The organism is Streptomyces sp. DH41 (assembly GCF_029813785.1).
In the GTDB taxonomy this organism is placed as follows: Bacteria; Actinomycetota; Actinomycetes; order Streptomycetales; family Streptomycetaceae; genus Streptomyces.
The window spans coordinates 490381-508345 of sequence record NZ_JARVKY010000001.1 but is presented as its reverse complement, the minus strand read 5'-3'; the positions used below and the strand labels follow the sequence as shown (position 1 = coordinate 508345).

The 17965-nt window shown below is 72.0% G+C and carries 17 protein-coding genes and 1 tRNA gene; 11 read left to right on the top strand and 7 right to left on the bottom strand.

Going from position 1 to position 17965, the window contains the following annotated elements:
• Positions 1-188: 188 nt before the first annotated feature.
• Positions 189-608 carry a peptidoglycan-binding domain-containing protein gene (locus QC283_RS02215; protein WP_279559578.1) on the top strand — a complete coding sequence of 140 codons (420 nt, stop codon included), beginning with the start codon at positions 189-191 and terminating at the stop codon, positions 606-608.
• A 28-nt stretch (positions 609-636) separates the two neighbouring features.
• On the opposite strand, the gene QC283_RS02210 is transcribed toward QC283_RS02215, so the two are convergent.
• Entirely contained in the window at positions 637-2031 is a 1395-nt protein-coding gene (locus QC283_RS02210; RefSeq protein WP_279559577.1) for an amidase, read from the bottom strand.
• Positions 2032-2103: 72 nt separating this feature from the next.
• Positions 2104-3075, bottom strand: coding sequence for a D-2-hydroxyacid dehydrogenase (locus tag QC283_RS02205; RefSeq protein WP_279559576.1), 972 nt, complete (start codon positions 3073-3075; stop codon positions 2104-2106).
• A 188-nt stretch (positions 3076-3263) separates the two neighbouring features.
• Between QC283_RS02205 and QC283_RS02200 the strand changes: the two genes are divergently transcribed.
• From QC283_RS02200 to QC283_RS02170, 7 genes are all read left to right on the top strand, one after another.
• Entirely contained in the window at positions 3264-4133 is an 870-nt protein-coding gene (locus QC283_RS02200; RefSeq protein ID WP_279559575.1) for a maleate cis-trans isomerase family protein, read from the top strand.
• Positions 4130-4861, top strand: a complete 732-nt coding sequence (locus tag QC283_RS02195) for a maleate cis-trans isomerase family protein (RefSeq protein ID WP_279559574.1) — start codon at positions 4130-4132, stop codon at positions 4859-4861. Before QC283_RS02200 ends, QC283_RS02195 begins: the two co-directional genes overlap by 4 nt.
• Positions 4862-4988: 127 nt before the next feature.
• Positions 4989-5798 carry a hypothetical protein gene (locus QC283_RS02190; protein WP_279559573.1) on the top strand — a complete coding sequence of 270 codons (810 nt, stop codon included), beginning with the start codon at positions 4989-4991 and terminating at the stop codon, positions 5796-5798.
• A gap of 406 nt (positions 5799-6204) precedes the next feature.
• Entirely contained in the window at positions 6205-7779 is a 1575-nt protein-coding gene (locus QC283_RS02185; protein WP_279559572.1) for a pectate lyase family protein, read from the top strand.
• 162 nt (positions 7780-7941) lie between these two features.
• Complete coding sequence (locus QC283_RS02180) at positions 7942-8292, top strand: hypothetical protein (protein WP_279559571.1); 351 nt, start codon at positions 7942-7944, stop codon at positions 8290-8292.
• 175 nt (positions 8293-8467) lie between these two features.
• Complete coding sequence (locus QC283_RS02175) at positions 8468-9103, top strand: bifunctional DNA primase/polymerase (protein WP_279559570.1); 636 nt, start codon at positions 8468-8470, stop codon at positions 9101-9103.
• Positions 9094-9167 (top strand) — tRNA-Lys (locus QC283_RS02170). The genes QC283_RS02175 and QC283_RS02170 overlap by 10 nt, the downstream gene beginning before the upstream one ends.
• Before the next feature lie 63 nt (positions 9168-9230).
• On the opposite strand, the gene QC283_RS02165 is transcribed toward QC283_RS02170, so the two are convergent.
• On the bottom strand, positions 9231-10616 hold the full coding sequence (locus tag QC283_RS02165; protein ID WP_279559569.1) for a M6 family metalloprotease domain-containing protein: 1386 nt from the start codon (positions 10614-10616) through the stop codon (positions 9231-9233).
• A gap of 284 nt (positions 10617-10900) precedes the next feature.
• On the opposite strand from QC283_RS02165, the gene QC283_RS02160 reads away from it, so the two are divergent.
• A complete protein-coding gene (locus QC283_RS02160; protein WP_279559568.1) occupies positions 10901-12802 on the top strand; it encodes a putative bifunctional diguanylate cyclase/phosphodiesterase in 1902 nt (633 codons plus the stop codon).
• Here QC283_RS02160 and QC283_RS02155 read toward each other — a convergent pair.
• The 3 genes from QC283_RS02155 to QC283_RS02145 all read right to left on the bottom strand — a co-directional run bounded on the left by QC283_RS02155 (position 12778) and on the right by QC283_RS02145 (position 14996).
• Positions 12778-13878: an LLM class flavin-dependent oxidoreductase gene (locus QC283_RS02155; protein ID WP_279559567.1), complete on the bottom strand. Its 1101-nt coding sequence runs from the start codon at positions 13876-13878 to the stop codon at positions 12778-12780. The two genes, QC283_RS02160 and QC283_RS02155, sit on opposite strands and share 25 nt — an antisense overlap.
• Positions 13879-13948: 70 nt before the next feature.
• Positions 13949-14143 (bottom strand): DUF397 domain-containing protein, encoded by a 195-nt coding sequence (locus tag QC283_RS02150; protein ID WP_279559767.1) that lies wholly within the window; start codon positions 14141-14143, stop codon positions 13949-13951.
• A gap of 1 nt (position 14144) precedes the next feature.
• Complete coding sequence (locus QC283_RS02145; RefSeq protein WP_279559566.1) at positions 14145-14996, bottom strand: helix-turn-helix domain-containing protein; 852 nt, start codon at positions 14994-14996, stop codon at positions 14145-14147.
• Positions 14997-15215: 219 nt separating this feature from the next.
• On the opposite strand from QC283_RS02145, the gene QC283_RS02140 reads away from it, so the two are divergent.
• The gene (locus QC283_RS02140; protein ID WP_279559565.1) at positions 15216-15656 is read left to right on the top strand and encodes an ATP-binding protein; all 441 of its coding nucleotides are present in this window, start codon (positions 15216-15218) and stop codon (positions 15654-15656) included.
• Positions 15657-15857: 201 nt separating this feature from the next.
• Positions 15858-16355, top strand: a complete 498-nt coding sequence (locus tag QC283_RS02135; protein WP_279559564.1) for a GNAT family N-acetyltransferase — start codon at positions 15858-15860, stop codon at positions 16353-16355.
• Positions 16356-16551: 196 nt separating this feature from the next.
• Here QC283_RS02135 and QC283_RS02130 read toward each other — a convergent pair whose 3' ends face one another.
• Positions 16552-17922 carry an AAA domain-containing protein gene (locus QC283_RS02130; RefSeq protein ID WP_279559766.1) on the bottom strand — a complete coding sequence of 457 codons (1371 nt, stop codon included), beginning with the start codon at positions 17920-17922 and terminating at the stop codon, positions 16552-16554.
• Positions 17923-17965 lie beyond the last annotated feature (43 nt).

Here is a 17965-nt window from a genome sequence, read left to right as displayed (position 1 = left end):
GAGCGCCGTGCCCCCTCGGCTGCCGGTCCGCCGGGTCCCGCCCGGCAGGCCGGGCAGGGCCGCCGTGCCCCGCCCGGCCGGCGGCCCTACGGAGCGGCCTCGAACGTTATAGGTTCCCCGCCGCGCGGAGCGCGCCGACACTTGAGCCGCACGTCCGGAACCGAGACCCCAGGGGGAGCCGACACGTCATGCGCATTCGGTTGAAGATCGGTAGTGCCGCTGTCGCACTGGGCGCCGTCGCGGCGCTCGCGAGTTCGGCGAACAGCGTCCCGGCGGCAGGTGAGACGGAACTCGGGCGGGTGCTGCCGGTGGCCGGAACATGCCCGTACAGCGGGAGCCACCCGGAGCTGACCCGCAGCGACTCCTACTCGTCGGCCGTCAAACACGCCCAGTGCCTGTGGAACACGCAGAACGACCTGCACAGCGGCCGGAAGCTGATCAACCAGGACGGGTACTTCGGCGCGGACACCTACAAGGCCATGCGTCTGATCCAGAGCGCCTGCGGGATCACCGTGGACGGGATCGTGGGCCCGGACACCTGGCGGTGCCTGCACCCGGACCAGTCCCCGAACCCGAAGTACAAGCCGGGGGTGTGGCCCGCGGACTAGCCTGACCGGCCGTGTACCCGGGGCGGGCCTATACGAGGGGCACGGGGGACGGGTCCGCCCCGTACAGCGCGTGCGCGGCGCGCAGGACCAGGTCGTCGCGGTGGCGGGCCGCCACGAGTTGGAGGCCGATGGGGAGTCCGTCCCCGTCGGTCCCGGCCGGCACGGTGGCCGCCGGCTGCTGGGTCAGGTTGAACGGGTAGGTGAAGGGCGTCCACCCGGTCCACCGCCGGTGCCCCGAGCCCTTCGGCACCTCGACGCCCGCCTCGAACGCCGTGATCGGCAGCGTCGGCGTGACGAGCAGGTCGTACGCCTCGTGGAAACGGCCCATCCGCCGGCCCAGCTCCATCCGCACGTCCACCGCGGCCAGGTACTCCAGCGCCGAGTACCGCGCCCCCGCGCCGACGATCTCCCGCAGCCCCGGGTCGAGCAGCTCCCGCTGACCCGCCCTCAGGTGCTGGACCACGCGCGCCGCCCCGCTGAACCACAGCGCGTGGAAGGCGTCCACCGGGTCCGCGAAGTCGGGATCGGCCTCCGTGACGTACGCGCCCAGCTCCGCCAGCCGCTCCACCGCCCGCCGGACCGCCTCGGCCACCACCGGACGCACCGCCACCTGCCCGCCGAGCGACGGCGAGTACGCCACCCGCAGTCCCCGCACGCCGCCGGACAGGGCCTCGGTGTACGACCCGGGCGCCGGGCCCAGCGCCGACCAGTCCCGGGCGTCCGGGGTGCCGATGACGTCCAGCATCAGCGCCGCGTCCGCCGCGTCCCGCGTCATCGGGCCGACGTGCGCGAGCGTGCCGAACGCGCTCGCCGGGTAGAGCGGGACCCGGCCGTACGTCGGTTTCAGGCCGAAGATGCCGCAGAAGGACGCCGGGATGCGCACGCTGCCGCCGCCGTCCGTGCCCAGCGCCAGCGGCCCCGCCCCGCGCGCGACGGCCGCCGCCGCGCCCCCGCTGGAGCCGCCCGCGGTGCGGCCGGGGTCGTGCGGGTTGCGGGTGACGCCGGACAGCGGCGAGTCGGTCACGCCCTTCCAGCCGAACTCGGGTGTCGTCGTCTTGCCGACGAACACGGCGCCGTGCTCCCGCAGCCGGGCGACGGAGGGCGCGTCCTCGTCCCAGGGGCCGTCCGGCGAGACGGCCCGGGAGCCGCGCAGCGTCGGACGACCGCGCGTCAGCAGGATGTCCTTCACCGTGACCGGGACCCCGTCCAGCCGACCGCACGGCTCCCCGCGCCGCCACCGCTCCTCGGCCCGCCGGGCCCCCTCGAGCGCCTCCTCGCCGGTCAGCCGGACGAACGCGTTCAGCTCCGGCTGGATCCGCTCGGCCCGCTCCAGAACCGCCCGGGTCACCTCCACCGGGCTGAAAACACCCTTGCGGTAACCGTCGACGAGCTGTACCGCGGTCAGCTCGGTGAGGTCGGTCATGCAGCACCCTCCCGCGTTTCCTGGGCCGTTGTTCCTGCGACGTCGTTCCCCGAGATGCCGTTTCCCGGGACGTCAGTGTCCGGGCACGTATCCGCGCTTCTTGTCGACCACGTTCGCGAGCGGCTCGCCCGCCGCCCAGCTCTCGTACAACTCCACGAACTGCGCGCCCAGTTCGTCCCGCCAACCGATCGTGTCCCCGCTCATGTGCGGCGAGATGATCAGGTCCGGTACCCGCCACAGCGCGCTGTCGGGCGCGAGCGGCTCGTCGTTCAGCACGTCCAGGGCCGCGCCCGCGATCCAGCGCCGCGTCAGCGCCTCGGCGAGATCGTCCTCGACGACCAGCTGTCCCCGGCCCACGTTCACGAAGCGGGCGGAGGGCTGCATCACCCCGAACCGCCGCGCGTCGAACATGCCCCGCGTGTCGTCGGTGAGCGGCGCCGCCGCGACCACCCAGTCGGCGCGGGCCAGCAGCCGGTCCAGCTCGGCGGGCCCGTGGACGCCGGTACGGGGGGTGCGGCCGACCAGCGCGGTGGTGATGCCGAGCGCCTTCAGCGTCCCCGCGATCGCCCGGCCGATCGGTCCGGAGCCCACCACGCAGGCCCGGGTTCCGGCCACCCGCGTCGACTCGCGGTGCCGCCAGGTCCGCTCGCCCTGCAACCGCAGCGTCGTCGGCAGGTCCTTGGCCATCGCCAGGACGAGCGCGGCGACGTACTCGGCGATCGGCTGGTCGAAGACACCGCGCGCGTTGGTCACCACCGTGTCCGACCCGGCCAGCTCCGGGCACATCAGATGGTCCACGCCGGCGCTCGCCGTGTGCACCCAGCGAGGGCGGGGACCGTCACCGGGCCAGGCCTTGCGTACGGCGTGCGAGGCGAAGTCCCACACGAGCAGGACGTCGGCGTGCGGCAGCCGCTCGGCGAGAGTCGTCTCGTCGGCGTGCTCGATCCGGGCCCGGCCCGTCAGCCGGCCCAGGCGGGGGAGCGGCTCGGCGTCCAGGACGAGGAGCGTGGGCGGGTGCGTAGGCAGGGGCGTGGACGTGGTCATCGGCAGGTCTGTCTCCGGTCGGCGGAAGCGGGTGCGGTCCAGGAGTTGACGGGGAAGTCAACCGGCTGTTGACCTGGGAATGACGCGGGCGGATTGACCACGCTCGCACCGGAACCTACCTTCGTCAACACGGCCGTGCGTAACGGTGCGTTGTCCTCCCCTTTCTCAGTGTGAGGTCGGTGCGTGCCATGGACATCTCCTTTCTCGGCGGACCAGCTCCGCAACGCGGGGTCGGCGTGGTCGCCCCGTTCGACTTCGCACTCGACCGCGAGCTGTGGCGGTGGGTGCCCGACGACGTGTCGCTGCACATGACGCGAACCCCTTTTGTGCCGGTCGAGGTCAGTCTGGACCTCGCCCGGCTGGTCAGCGAGCACGAGACGCTCGGCGAGGCGGTGCGCACCCTCAACGCCATCGCGCCCGAGGTCGTCGCCTACGCCTGCACCTCGGGCAGCTTCGTCGGCGGCATCGCCGGTGAACGCGCGATGTGCGAGGCGATGACCTGGGCGGGCGCGGTCCCGTCCGTGACCACCTCCGGCGCGCTGCTGGACGCGCTGACCGAGCTGGGCGTACGCCGGGTCGCGCTGGTGACGCCGTACACCGTGTCCGTGACCCGAGCGCTGGAGGCGTACGTCGCCGAGGCCGGCGTCGCCATCACCGGCTGCGCCTTCATGGGGCTGACCCGGCACATCTGGCGGGTCCCGTACCGCGACGTGGCCGACATGGCACGCCAGGCGGTCCCGCGCCAGGGGACGGCGGACGCCCTGTTCATCTCCTGCACCAACCTCCCCACCTACGACGTCATCCCGCAGCTGGAGGCCGAGCTGCGGATCCCGGTGATCTCGGCCAACCAAGTGACGATGTGGGCGGCACTGCGCCGACTGGGTACCCCTGCGGTGGGGCCGTATCAGGCGCTGACCGATCCGTCCGCGCGTACCGGCCCCACGGTGCCGGGGCCGGTGGGTCCCGCGGTGGCGGGTCCGGTCGGGCCCGCGGTGGCGGACATGCCGGGCGTCGGTGACGGCCCGGACACGGAACAGCAGCAGGAAGGTTGGACATGACAGCACTGGGGTTCCTCTACCCGGGCCACTCCGGCGAGGACGACTATCCACGCATCGAGCAGCTCCTGGGCAGCGACATCCGGGTGGACCTGGTGCACACGGACATCGGCGAGGACGCGCACCGGGTCGACGCGCTGCGCGAGATGGGTTCGGCGCACCGGCTCGCGGCGGGCGTGGCGGAGCTGCGGCTGGCCGGCGCCGACGCCGTGGTGTGGGCCTGCACCAGCGGAAGCTTCGTGCACGGCTGGGAGGGCGCGCAGGAACAGGTGCGGGCCCTCGCCCAGGCGGCGGGTCTGCCGGCCTCCTCCACCTCCTTCGCCTTCGTGCGAGCGGCTAAGGAGATCGGGGCGCGGCGGGTCGCCATCGGGGCGACCTACCCGGACGACGTGGCGCGGCTCTTCGCGGACTTCCTCGCCGCCGCCGGTATCGAGACGGTCGACGTCGTCAGCTCCGGCGTCATCACGGCGGCGGAGGTCGGCACCTGGACCGAGTCGGAGGTGCTGGCCCTGGCCCGCGCCGCCGACCGCCCGGACGCGGACGCGGTCCTCCTCCCGGACACGGCCCTGCACACGGTGGCCCACATCCCGGCCCTGGAGAAGGAGCTGGGCAAGCCGGTCCTCACCGCGAACCAGGTCACCGTCTGGGAGGCCCTGCGTCTGGCCGACCGCAGGGTCAACGCGCCCGAGCTGGGCGCGCTGTTCACCCGGGAGCCGGTGGTACAGGCCTGAGAGAGGGGCACGCCTTGGCACGCCTTCCCCGCTGGGCCCGCACAACCCCGTTCCGGTTTTGATGGTCTTGCTCCTGTGAACTCCGCGCCGAACCTGGGCGCGGAGTGCTGAAAACAGGAGATGCACCATGCGAACCGCCATACGCCGTACCGTCCTGACCGCTTCCGCGGTCACCCTCGCCCTGGCGGTCACCGCCTGCGGCGGAGGTGACCAGGACGGTGGGGACGGCGGCGACACCAGGGCGAAGGCCGGCGGCGGGTCCGACAAGCCGGCGGCGAAGGCCCTGACCGCCGGCGAACTGGAGAAGCTGGTCGTCAGCGCGGACGACCTGAAGGACCACCAGGTCGAGAAGCCGGCGAAGGACGACGTGCCGGAGCCCGGGACCCTCACCGTCGAGCAGGCCGAGTGCGAGCCCGTCGCCCGGGTGCTGTCGGCGCTGCCCGTGGGCACGCCGGCGGCGAGCACCCAGCGGCTCGTCGTCCAGGAGTCCGCGGCGGCCAAGAAGGGCATGCCCTCGATGGAGGAGCTGGCGGGCATGACGGAGGAGGAGGCGAAGGAGGCGACCATCGACTCCCTCGACATCACGAAGACGATGACCTCTCTCTGGTCCTACGACGCCGACGGGGCGGAGCGGACCCTCGGCACGCTGCGGGAGGCCGGCAAGAAGTGCGCCGGGGGCTTCGGCATGTCGGTCGGCGGTGAGAAGCAGCAGGTCACCAAGGTCGGCGAGGAGAAGCTCGCGGCCGGTGAGGACGCCGTCGCCTGGACCGTGGGGACGCAGATGGACGGTGAACCCGTCGAGACGAAGGTCGTCGTGCTGCGGCAGGGGACCACGCTCGCCGGGTTCTCGTCCTTCAACATCGCGGCGGTCAGCCGCGGCGAGTCCTTCGAGCAGCCGACCGCCGTCATCGACGCGCAGGCGGCCAAGCTCGGCTGACACGGAAGAACCCCGGTCCCGCTGGAGCGGGGCCGGGGTTCTCGTGGAGCGCTGGGCAGGCCTTGCACCTGCATTTCCCCACGGGAAGTGGGGCGTCTTTCCTTGGACCACCAACGCACTGCCCGCTCCGGGGGGTTGGCCCCCTTGATCAGGCAGGATGATCGTACCGCAGCTCGGTCCGGGGTGCACATCGGACCTGTGGCGGCGGTGGGGGCGAGCCCGCCGGTGGGTGTCATGCGTTCACCCACATGTACAAAGGTCCGTAGTTTGAACGTGCCGTAACCCTTGCGAGCCCCTGGGGTGAACCCTATATTCACGGCGAGAAAGCGCTTTCCGACCTGTCGTATTGACATGACCGCGACAGGTTGGTCATTCCGGCATGTGAAAGCGAATGGGGAGACCGAGGATGAGACGACCAGTCGCGCTGCGACTCAACGCGGCGCTGGCGACCTTGGCCGTCGCCGCCGCGACCGGTGTGGTGCTGTCGATGCCCCAGGCGGCGGCAGCGGCCAGTGGCGCCACCGGCTACGCGACCCAGAACGGCGGCACGACCGGCGGTGCCGGCGGAGAGACGGTCCGGGCGACCACCGGGACCGCGATCCACCAGGCCCTGTGCGGCCGGGCCAGCAGCAGCACCCCGATCACCATCGAGGTCGAGGGCACCATCAACCACGGCAACACCACCAAGGTGTCGGGTGACAGCTGCAGCACCGCCGCGGACAAGATCGAGCTGAAGCAGATCAGCAACGTCACGATCGTCGGGGTCGGCGGCGGCGCCGTCTTCGACCAACTGGGCATCCACATACGGGAGTCCAGCAACATCATCATCCAGAACGTGACGGTCCGGAACGTCAAGAAGTCGGGCTCGCCCACGTCCAACGGCGGCGACGCCATCGGGATGGAGAGCGGCGTCCGCAACGTCTGGGTCGACCACACCACCCTGGAGGCGTCGGGCGGCGAGTCGGAGGGCTACGACGGCCTCTTCGACATGAAGGACGACACCAAGTACGTCACCCTGTCCTACAGCACCCTGCGCAACTCCGGCCGCGGCGGCCTCATCGGCTCCAGCGAGAGCGACCGCTCCAACGGCTACGTCACCTTCCACCACAACCTGTACGAGAACATCGACTCCCGCGCCCCCCTGCTGCGCGGCGGCATCGCGCACATCTACAACAACCACTACGTGAGCCTCAACGAGTCCGGCATCAACTCCCGGGCCGGCGCGAAGGCCAAGGTCGACAACAACTACTTCGAGGACTCCAAGGACGTCCTCGGCACCTTCTACACGGACCAGGCCGGCTACTGGCAGGTCAGCGGCAACATCTTCGACAACGTGACCTGGTCCGACCGCGAGGGCGACACCAACCCCGCCGGGCCCGACCCGCAGTCCAACACCAGTGTCAGCATCCCGTACTCCTACAGCCTCGACGCGGCCGACTGCGTGCCGGGCGTCGTGAGCCAGACGGCGGGCGCGGGCAAGGGCCTGAAGGTGTCGGACGGCAGCTGCACGCCGCAGAACCCGGACCCGGACCCGACCGACCCCGACCCCACGGACCCGGACCCCACCGACCCGGACCCGGACCCGACCGACCCCGACCCCACTGACCCGCCCACCGGGACCAACCTCAGCATCGGAGCGGGCGCCGACGGTTCCTCCAAGGCCGACGGGACGAGCTACGGCAACGTCCGCGACGGCGACATGAGCACCTACTGGTCCCCGTCCGGCTCGACCGGCTCCGTCTCCGTGAAGTGGGGCTCCGCCACGACGGTCTCCAAGATCAACATCCGGGAGGCCTCGGGCTCCGAGGGTGACATCGGAGCCTGGCGGGTCATCAACCACGACACGGGCTCCGTGCTGGCCTCCGGCAGCGGAGCGGGCGTCATCGACTTCGCCCGGACGTCGCTGAAGAAGATCACCTTCGAGATCACCGGCTCCGCCGGCACCCCGAGGGTCGCCGAGTTCGAGACCTACGCCGGATAGCGAACGGCGCGGCCCCGCGAGAGTGGGCGAGGACGTGCCGGTACACACGTACCGGCAGGTCCTCGCCCTCTTGCACGGGCGCGGGACAATGGACGGTGGCCCACTCCACCGGGAGTGCCCCGTCCACGGGGAGGGCCGCCGTACGTACGAGGAGGAGAAGACATGGCGGAGCCCACGCCGCGTCGGAACGAACCGCGGCTACGCCCCGCGCCCCTGCTCTTCGAGCCGGCGGAGGCGGCCGCCGATCCGGAGCACTTCTTCGACCTCGAGTCGATCGACGACCCCCGGGCGCTGCTGGACCGGGCGACGGAGCTGACGCACGCCTTCCGGGCGGCGGCGGACCGGGCGATGGAGTTCCAGGCGATGGCGGCGGCGCAGCTGGCCGATCCCCGGCGGTTCGACCGGCTGACGGCCGCGGACATCGCCGAGCGGGCCGAGTGGACCGAGGACTACGCCAAGAAGATGGTGGAGTTCGGGCGGGACCTGATGCGCGGCGGCGCACACACCGACTAGCCCCGCCGCTCGGTCCCCGCCGATCAGCCGATCGCTCCACGCCGCTCGGTCCACGGCGATCAGTCCTCACGCATATGCCAAGTGGGTGGGCAAGGTACTCCTTTCGCCTTGCTCCTGTCCCGGTTTCCCGCAACTCACCGGAGCCGCACCCTCACGGGCGGTAGATGTATGCGGTATGAGCAGCACACGCGATGTCGCCCTGGAAGCCACCCCCCGTGTCTCGGACGTCACCTCGGACGGCGCCGTCTGGCTGGCCTCGGCGGGCGCGTACCCGCGCAGCACGCTCGCGTTCTGGGAGGAGCGGCCCGGGGCACCGGTCGTCCTGCCCTGCGGTTCCGCCTTCGACGTGGTGAGCGCCCCCGCGATCTTCGGGCGGCGGATGCTGGACCAGATGTGGGACGAGGGTCCGGGGTCGGGCCCGGTGGCCGAGTTCCGGGGCCGGATGCTGCTGTTCGCCGCGCCGGGCACGGCCCAGCGGCTGCCGTCGCTGCTGGAGTGGGAGGAGTGGAGCGCGCGTGGCCGGGAGGGCGGCCGTACGGGCGCGGTGCCGCCGCTGCTGTGCCACGGTGCCGGGGACGCGGTGACCGTACCGGCGCCGGTGGGCTCCGCGGCCGGGCCGGCGCCCGTGGGCGGTCCCGTCCGTTCCGGTTCCCGCTGGCTGGTGGCGCCCGACACGCGCCGGCCGTGGCTGCCGGGTCCCGAGATCCTGCTCTGGGCGGCCGTACGGGCGGCCCGTGCCGCCGTCCGTATTTCGATTTTTCCCTCCGCCGACCAGGGTGCTAAAGTCTACGACGTCAGCAGGCGCCGCTAGCTCAGTTGGTTAGAGCAGCTGACTCTTAATCAGCGGGTCCGGGGTTCGAGTCCCTGGCGGCGCACAGACAACGGGAAGGCCCTCGCCCAGGCGAGGGCCTTCCCGCATGCTCGGAGGCGTCCGGACGTCATCCGTCCCACCCCGGCGTGACCTGCACCGTCCACGCCCCCGACACCGTCCGTCCCGCCACCTCCACCCGTACGCCCTCTCCCGGCACCGTGAAGCTTTCGCCGAGGCTCACCGGGGCGTCGGCGAGCGGGGGGTAGACCGAGTCCTCCCAGCAGGCCTCGGTGTCCGGGTGGGCGTCGATCACCTCGATCGGCCCGCCCCCGGACTCCGCCCCGCTGCGCACCCGGTACACCAGCACCCCCGCCCGGCAGGCGGCGGCGTCGTTGCCGACCGGCCCCCGGGCCTCGAAGGCGAGCACGCTGTCCGCTCCGGTGCGCACCACCGCGAGCTTGGTGCCCCGGCCGAGACCGAAGGCCGGAGCCCCGGCGGCGCCCGTCACCACCACCCCAGGCCCCGCCCCCAGCGGCTCCAGCGTCAGCCGGGTGGGCCCGCCGCCCCGCACACACGCCACCTGCCGGGGCTGCAGCCAGCCCAGCTTCCACTTGTGCCAGCCGAAGAGGTCGGGGGCCAGTCCGAACTGGCTGCCCATCAGGTCCCAGTCGCCGACGTGGGTGTCCCAGTCGCCCTTGCCGTCGACGGGCCGGTGGTACAGGTCGGGCAGGTCGAAGACGTGCCCGGTCTCGTGGGCCAGGACCAGCCGGTCCGGCGGATGGTTCTCGAAGACCGTGACGACCCGCCGGATGTCGGTGCCGTCGGCCCGCATCGGGGTGTTCAGGTTGACGACCTTCGTGGCGTCCGAGTCCACGCCGGGCGCGTCCGGGTCGGCGACGAAGTAGACGACGTCGTAGCGGGAGAAGTCGACGCGCCGGTCGGCGGCGTGGAGCGCGTCCCGCAGATAGGCGGCCCGGTGCTCGGGACTCCAGTCGCGCTGTATGTCGTACGCCGTCGACGGCCGCGGCATGGGGATCCAGGCGCTCAGCGGGTGCGGGCGGAGCGTGAACGTGCCGTACGAGGCGCGCTGGAAGAAGCGGGTGGTGGCCGGGAAGTGGTCGGCGGCGAGTTCGGCGGGCGAGGCCAGCGGCCGGGAGTCGGGGAAGGAGAGGAACACCATCACGGCGTCCAGGGCGCGGACGGGCCGCGGATAGGCGGCGTTCCAGGTGTCCAGGCCCTCGGAGTGGTGCGCGTCGGTGCGCTGGAGCGCGCAGGGCTCGGGGGAGAAGGGCTCGGCGACCGAGGGGGCGGTGACCAGGGAGGTCGCGGCGAGCGCCGACATCGTGGTGCACACCGCCGCCGTGCTGCGCAGCCTGGAGCGGGGCTTGCCCGCCGCCCGGCGGCCCGCGCCGAGCCCCTTGAGTGCCTCCCGGGGAAGTCGCCTCAGGGGGAGCTGGCGCGGCACATGGACCTCCGGGTGCGGTTGACGGGACACCGCACTCAGCTTGTGCATATTTGTCGTACTACGCACTGTTCGCCTGCACCGGATGGGTGAGTCGCCCGGAATTTCACCGGCGGCCTCCGGCCCGACGTCTCCAGGACACTCACAGAACGTCACAACTGGTCGGGGGCGTGTAGAACCCGTCCAGGTGTGAGCGGAAACGACCTGTCAGAGAGATCACTTGGTTCCGAACGCGGAACGGCGGCTGGAAGGGCCCGGTGGCAGCCTCTATGATCGGCACACTTTCCTGCACGAACAGAGCACGAACAGAGATCGAGGCACTGCGGGAGCGAGCGGTGAACGGAACCTCCGAAGGGCCGGCGCCCGCGGCAGACCTCGACCGGTCAGCCGTCACAGAGAGTGACACATGCCTGGCACCTCGTACTCCTTGTGCGGGGTCCCCGGCCTACCGCTCGGCGTTCACGGCCGCCCCCCTGGCCATGGCCGTCGTCGACGCCGAGGGCATGGTCGTCGGCGCCAACGACACGCTGGGCACCCTGCTCGGCACCGACCCGGCCGCGCTGGCCGGCCGCGCGGCGGCCGACCTCGTCGACCTCGCCTCCGACGCCGGCACCTGGCACGCCTACCGCGAGGTGCTGCGGGGCCGGCAGCCCCGGCTGCGCTGCACCCGGCGGCTCAAGCGGGCCGACGGGCACTCTTTGTGGGTGCAGGTGACGCTCGCGCCGCTGGCCGAACCCGGTCAGGAGCGGGACGGCCTGCTGCTGTCGGTCGCCGACATCAGCGCCCGGCGCGAGTTGCAGGCCCGGCTGCGCCACCTCCAGATGCACGACCCGGTGACCCGGCTGCCCAACCGCGCGCTGTTCTTCGAGCGTCTGACGGCCGCGCTGGAGGCGGAGTCGGACGAGCACGGCGGCACCGGCCGGATCGGCGTGTGCTACCTGGACCTGGACGGCTTCAAGGCGGTCAACGACACCCTCGGTCACCGCGTCGGCGACCGGCTGCTGGCCGCCGTGGCCGAACGCCTCACCCGGTGCGCGGAGGACGCCGCGCACACCCGGTCCGGTGCTCCGCTGGTGGCCCGGCTCGGCGGCGACGAGTTCGCCCTCCTCGTGGAGGACTCCACGGGCACCGACCAGCTCGCCGACCTGGCCGAATCGGTCCTGACGGCCCTCCAGGCGCCCTTCGAGGTATCCGACCGCCGCCTCTCGATCACCGCGTCGGTCGGCGTCGTCGAGCGCCATACCGTCGGCACCACCCCCACCGCCCTGATGCAGGCGGCCGACACGACCCTGTACTGGGCCAAGGCCGACGGCCGGGCCCGCTGGACGCTCTTCGACCCCGAGCGCAACGCGAGCCGCATGACCCGCCAGGCCCTCGCCGCCACGCTCCGTCCGGCCATCGAGCGCGGCGAGTTCGCCCTGGAGTACCAGCCGCTGGTCGGCATGGAGGACGGCCGGGTGCGGGGCGTCGAGGCGCTCATCCGCTGGAATCATCCTCAGTTCGGCGTATTGGCGCCGAATCGGTTCATCGCACTGGCGGAGGAGGACGGTTCTATCGTTCCCCTCGGCCGCTGGATCCTGCGCACGGCCTGCCATCAGGCCCGACGCTGGCAGCTGGCCCACCCCGACGATCCGCCGATCTTCGTCAGCGTCAACGTGGCGGTCCGCCAGGTCTGGGACTCCGACCTGGTGGCGGACGTGGCGGCGACCCTGGAGGAGACGGGCCTGGCCCCGCACCTGCTCCAGCTGGAGCTGACGGAGTCGGCGGTGATGGGCTCGGCGGGCCGCCCCCTCCAGGTCCTCAAGGCGCTCAGTGACATGGGTGTCCACATCGCCATCGACGACTTCGGCACCGGTTACTCGAACCTGGCCTACCTCAGCCGGCTGCCGGTGTCGGTGCTGAAGCTGGACGGCGCGTTCGTACGGGGGTTCCAGTACGACGGGGTTCCGGGCGTCGCCGCCGATGCCGCCGCCGATACCGCCGACACGTCCTCGGCCAACCCGGCCGACGAGGTCATCGTCGAGGCGATGGTCCAGCTCGCCCACCGGCTCGGGCTGACCGTCACCGCCGAGTGCGTGGAGACCTCCGACCAGGCGACCCGCCTGCGCCGCATCGGCTGCGACACCGGTCAGGGCTGGCTGTACTCCCGACCGGTGGCGCCGGATCGTATCTCCGCACTGCTGGGCCCCACCGGACCCGGGGCGGCCGGGCTTCAGGCCGGCGCCGGCAAACCGTAGGCGTCGGCGATCAGCTCGTAGGAGCGCAGGCGCACGTCGCCGCCGTGGGCGTTGGCGGTGAGCATCAGCTCGTCGGCGCCGGTGCGCTTCTGGAGGTCGTCGAGGCCGGACCGGACCTCGTCCGGGGTCCCGTGGATGACGTTGGAGTTCCAGGACGCCACGAACTCCTCCTCCATCGGGCTGAAGTCGTACGCCTCGGCCTCCTCCGGCGTCGGCACCAGCCCCGGGCGCCCGGTACGCAGCCGGACCATGTTCAGCGCGGCGGCCAGCACCTGCCGGCGGGCCTCCTTCTCGTCGTCGGTCGCGAGCGCCGAGACGCCGATGAGGGCGTAGGGGGCGTCGAGGACGGCGGACGGCCGGAAGGACTCCCGGTACAGGTCCAGCGCCGGGACGGTGTTCTGCGCCGAGAAGTGGTGCGCGAAGGCGAAGGGCAGCCCGAGCGTGCCGGCCAGCCGCGCGCTGAAACCGGAGGAGCCGAGCAGCCAGACCGGCGGCCGGTGCGCGGACTGCACGCCACCCGGGGAGGTCGCCTGCACGGGGCCGGGCACGGCGTGGATACGCCGGTACGGGTGCCCGTCGGGGAAGTCGTCGTCCAGGAAGCGGATCAGCTCCGCGAGCTGCTGCGGGAAGTCGTCGGCACCTTCGTTGAGACGGTCGGTGCGGCGCAGGGCGGCGGCGGTGGCCCCGTCGGTACCGGGGGCGCGGCCCAGCCCGAGGTCGACGCGGCCCGGCGCCATGGCCTCCAGCGTGCCGAACTGCTCCGCGATCACGAGCGGCGCGTGGTTCGGGAGCATGACACCGCCCGAGCCGAGCCGGATGCGGTCGGTGTGGGCGGCCAGGTGGGCCAGGATCACCGCGGGCGAGGAGGAGGCGACGCCGGGCATGGAGTGGTGCTCGGCGACCCAGTACCGGTGGAAACCGCGGGCCTCGCCGAGGCGTGCGATGTCCACGCTGGTCCGCAGCGCGTCGGTGGCGGTACGGCCGGCGCCGACGGTCACCAGGTCCAGTACGGAGAGGGGGACGGGCGCGGTGCCGTGGGCCGTGCCCCGGATCTCCTCTGCGGTGTCTGCGGCCATGGTGGGGTGCCTCCTGTGTCGTGACATTCGCTGTGGTTCGCTGCGCGACGTAACAGGAGGAGGTCTCCGGTTATTCCCCGGCGGGGGCCTTGAGGGTGGTGAGGAAGGCGGTGAAGGCGGGGGTGGGGAAGGTGAGCGTGGCCCGGGTGGGGGCCTTGGAGTCGCGGACGGCTGTGTGGGGGTGGCGGTGGGCGACCTCTACGCAGGCGTTGCCTTCGCCCCCGCCGGAGTAGGACGACTTCTTCCAGGCGCCGGGGGTCATCAGGTCACAGCTCCTTCGCAAGCTGGTGAACGAAGTCACGGGAACGCTCGGGTTCGAACGCCACCTCTCTCACCCTACGGAACAGTGCTCGAAAGTGGCTCAGTTGTGCCGCGGCGTCGACGAAGACGGTGCCGTGGGGTGCGTCGCGGACGACTGTGTCCAGCTTGGGAACGGGGCCGCCTGCGTACACCATCGCGCTCCCGGCGCCGGCGAACCTGTCCACGGTGAAAGGGATGACGCGCAGGGTGACGTGGTCGGACGCGGAGAGGTCCAGGACATGGGAGAGCTGAGCCCTCATCGCGGTGCTGTCGCCGACCTTGATGCGCAGGGCCGCTTCGTGAACGACGGCTTCGTAGGGGATCGGCCGCGGCTGTTCGATGATGATCCTGCGCTTCATCCGGTGCTCCACCCAGCGCTCGATCTCATCCGCCGAGAAGTGAGGGTTCACGTAGGAGAAGAGGGCACGAGCGTAGTCCGGGGTCTGCAGGAGCCCTGGGATGTGCAGGAAGTCCACGTCCCACCGGAGGGAGGCGTGATGCTCCAACTCCGAGAGGTCCAGGAACGAGTGGGGAAGTGAGCCCCGGTACTCCTCCCACCAACCGCGTGTACGGACCGATGCCATCACCGCCAGCGCCGAGACCAACTCCTCGTCCGGGCAGGTGTAGTGCGCGGCAAGGCGCCGGAGGCGTTCCTCGCTCACCCCGGAGATTCCGGACTCGATCTGGCTGATCTGGACGGAGTTCACGCCGAGAAGGGCTGCCGCCTCCGTCGCCTTGAGTCCTGCGGCTTCTCGCATCTTTCGCAGCTCGGCCCCCAGGCGCTCCTGACGTGCCGTGGGTGTGCGTCTCGGCGGCACAACTTCCTCCTCGCCCAACGGGCGCCCTCGGGTAGCTCGTTCGCGGCAAGGTTACGCGATCGGGTTGCTGAGTAATAAAACTATGCCCTACTTTCAGTGACGCGGCGCACACGATGCGCAACGCCGGGGCGCCGGAAGCGCACCGCTCCGTCCTGCCGTGACGGTGCGGCATCGACACCGCGAGCCCACTCTCCCGTCCCCATCTCCGAAGGAGCCCGCATGCCCGAAAACGATCCGTGGGAGTACTCCCTCTACATCCCGAACGACCCTCGCGCCGTCACCGTTTGTCGCCGCACCCTCCGTCTGATCCTGACGATGCACGGGCTGATCGGCCTCGTCGACGTCGCGGAGCTGCTGGCGACCGAGCTGGTCGGTAATGCCGTACGGCACACCAAAGGGCCCGCCGCTCTCCGGGTGCGCTGGTCCGGGACGGGAGTTCTCCGGCTCGGGGCCTGGGACGCGGACCCGTCGCCGCCGGAGCCGCCGCAGCCGTTCGACCGGGCCTTGGAACGGGAGGACGGGCGGGGGCTCGCGATGGTCAGGGCCTGCTCCGACGTATGGGGCTGGCAGCCGCTCTCCCGGTTCGGCAACCGGGGCAAGTACGTGTGGTGCGAGCTGGGGACGGCCCCGCAGCCGGCGGGACACGCACGGCGTGAGTGAACCAGGTCTCGGCGGTCTCGAAAGCTCGAAGGTCCAGGAGCGGCGGCGCCCGTGGCGTTGGGCGCCCGGTTCAGGACGGCGGGCGCCCAGGGGGGGCGACGGGCGAGTCGGGATCACCGTCGCGTACGACCAACTCGATCTCGATGCCGCTACGGAACGCCCGTTCGGGGTCGGCCCTCGTGGGTCTGGCACACTGCCCCGATGATCGTCAGACTCGGACAGCCGGCTGATCTCCCCGGCTTTGTCGGTCTCGCGGCCCAGGTGGAGCACTGGTTCGGCCCGATGGTGGACGACCCCGGTTTCCATCGCGCCGTCGAGGACCACGTACGGCACTCCATGGCGCTCGTCGCCGAATCTCCGGCGCCCGGCGAACTTCTGGGGGGACTGCTGTTCGGGGTGGACGCATCGGTCCACCATGTGCACTGGCTGGTGGTGGACCGGCAGGCACGGGGGCTGGGAGTCGGCAAGCGGCTGATGACGGAGGCGGTGCGGCGGTTCGTCAGAGGGCCGGGCACCGTCGAGGTGGTGACCTTCGGCGCCGATCACCCCGGAGCGGTGGAGAGTGGCGCCCGTGTCTTCTACGAGCGCCTGGGTTTCCGCCCCGCCGAGGTCACCGGGCCCGGCCCCGAGGGCGGCTCCCGGCAGGTCTACCGCCGTGAGGTGGCCGGACCTCACGACACCGGTTTCCCGGTGCGCTGATCCGGCACCGGCCCGCACCCCCGCACACCCTGACGGAAAGCGTGAACGATTCCCGCGGAATGTTCACCGGCCTCTCAAATGAGCACTCCGAGGACAAAATGGCCGAAGCGTCCTCGCCGTGGCGAGAGTCCCCCGCCCGCCCCCGCACCTGCTCGCCTCCACGGCGGCCCGCACGCGCGGCGCGTTCCGCTCCGGGTCAAGGGCGCCAGGCCACCCGGTGCTCCGCCAGGTGGGCCAGGACCGCGTGGTTCGCCTCCCAGCCGTCCGGGAACTTCACCAGCGTGCCCAGCTGGACCGGCTCCGTGGACGGGTAGTCGTCCAGCAGTCCGCTCACGCCCTCGCGGCAGACCACGATGCACGCGTGCCGGTGCCGGGAGGCCAGGACGCACAGGCGGCCCGTCTCCAGGTGGAAGGCGGTGGCGTCCGGGCGGCCGGAGAGAGGGTGGAGGACGACGGTGACGTCGTACTCGCGGCCCTGGAGCCGGTTGGCCGTGTCGACGGTCACCTCGGTCACCCCGAGGTCGGCCAGCGCGGCCCGTACCGCGGCCGCCTGGTCCCGGTGCGCCGTGCCGACGGCGATGCGGTCGGCGGTCAGAGGAGCGGGGTCGGGGGAGCGTTCGGAGGTCGCCGCGCCCTCCCGGTCGAGGAGCCGCCGGACCACCGCCGCCACCGCCCGCACCGCCTCCGGATCGGTGCGCGGGGTGTGCCGTGGGGGCAGCTCCAGCAGGCCCCAGCCCGAGCGGGCGGCCTCGTCGATCACCTGGTCGGGGCCCGAGCCGTCCGACGCCACCGCGAAGCCCAGGGCCCGGTCGCCGTGGTCCGTGCCGCTGCGGAACGGCGTGTACGGGTAGAACGCGTCGGAGACGAGCCGCGCCGCCGACGCCGGGAGGCGCCACGACACCGGCAGCCGGTGCTGGGGGAGCGCGGGGTTGTGGGCGAGGAGTGTCGTCACCGCGGATGCCGACGGGTCGTACGACAGGCCCGCCCACTGCTCGCTGCCCACGGTCGCGAACGGGTCCAGCTGACCCGGGTCGCCCACGAACAGCGCCCGCTCGAAGAGTCCGGCGACCGCCAGCAGCGCATCCGAGCGCATCTGGTACGCCTCGTCGACGATCGCGTACCGCCACGGCTCGTCCACCTTGACGTGCGCCCACTTCGCGGCCGTGGACAGGACGACGGCCTGCCCGGCGAGGTCGGCGGCCTTCGCCGACTTGCGTACGTTCGCCAGCGCGTCGAGTGCCTTGTCGTACGGGTCGGCGTCACTGCTGTGCAGACGGCCCACCGGCAGGTCGGGGTCCTTCTCGGCGAGACGCAGGACCAGGTCGTCGACCTGGGCGTTGGTCTGCGCCACGACCATCAGGGAGTGGCCGGCCTCGGCCAGCTCCAGCGCCGCCCGCACCACGAGCGTGGACTTGCCGGCGCCCGGCGGGGAGTCGACGACGACACCGCGTTCGGTGCCGTGCAGGGTGTCGTGGAGGATCGCGGCGGTGGCGCGGGCGGCCTCGGCGCCCGGGTCGAACGCCGAGGCGGCGGCCAGGCCGTCGACGGGGACGGCCTGGTTGTCCATGGGGACGGCCTGGTCGTCCATGGGGACGGCCTGGTCGTCGACG

Coding starts and splice junctions, on each gene's coding strand:
- QC283_RS02180 (WP_279559571.1), top strand. CDS start 7,942: ATGGCGGAGCCCACGCCGCGTCGGAACGAACCGCGGCTACGCCCCGCG.
- QC283_RS02165 (WP_279559569.1), bottom strand. CDS start 10,616: ATGCACAAGCTGAGTGCGGTGTCCCGTCAACCGCACCCGGAGGTCCAT.
- QC283_RS02175 (WP_279559570.1), top strand. CDS start 8,468: ATGAGCAGCACACGCGATGTCGCCCTGGAAGCCACCCCCCGTGTCTCG.
- QC283_RS02190 (WP_279559573.1), top strand. CDS start 4,989: ATGCGAACCGCCATACGCCGTACCGTCCTGACCGCTTCCGCGGTCACC.
- QC283_RS02135 (WP_279559564.1), top strand. CDS start 15,858: ATGATCGTCAGACTCGGACAGCCGGCTGATCTCCCCGGCTTTGTCGGT.
- QC283_RS02130 (WP_279559766.1), bottom strand. CDS start 17,922: ATGGACAACCAGGCCGTCCCCGTCGACGGCCTGGCCGCCGCCTCGGCG.
- QC283_RS02200 (WP_279559575.1), top strand. CDS start 3,264: ATGGACATCTCCTTTCTCGGCGGACCAGCTCCGCAACGCGGGGTCGGC.
- QC283_RS02155 (WP_279559567.1), bottom strand. CDS start 13,878: ATGGCCGCAGACACCGCAGAGGAGATCCGGGGCACGGCCCACGGCACC.
- QC283_RS02185 (WP_279559572.1), top strand. CDS start 6,205: ATGAGACGACCAGTCGCGCTGCGACTCAACGCGGCGCTGGCGACCTTG.
- QC283_RS02210 (WP_279559577.1), bottom strand. CDS start 2,031: ATGACCGACCTCACCGAGCTGACCGCGGTACAGCTCGTCGACGGTTAC.
- QC283_RS02205 (WP_279559576.1), bottom strand. CDS start 3,075: ATGACCACGTCCACGCCCCTGCCTACGCACCCGCCCACGCTCCTCGTC.
- QC283_RS02140 (WP_279559565.1), top strand. CDS start 15,216: ATGCCCGAAAACGATCCGTGGGAGTACTCCCTCTACATCCCGAACGAC.
- QC283_RS02195 (WP_279559574.1), top strand. CDS start 4,130: ATGACAGCACTGGGGTTCCTCTACCCGGGCCACTCCGGCGAGGACGAC.
- QC283_RS02215 (WP_279559578.1), top strand. CDS start 189: ATGCGCATTCGGTTGAAGATCGGTAGTGCCGCTGTCGCACTGGGCGCC.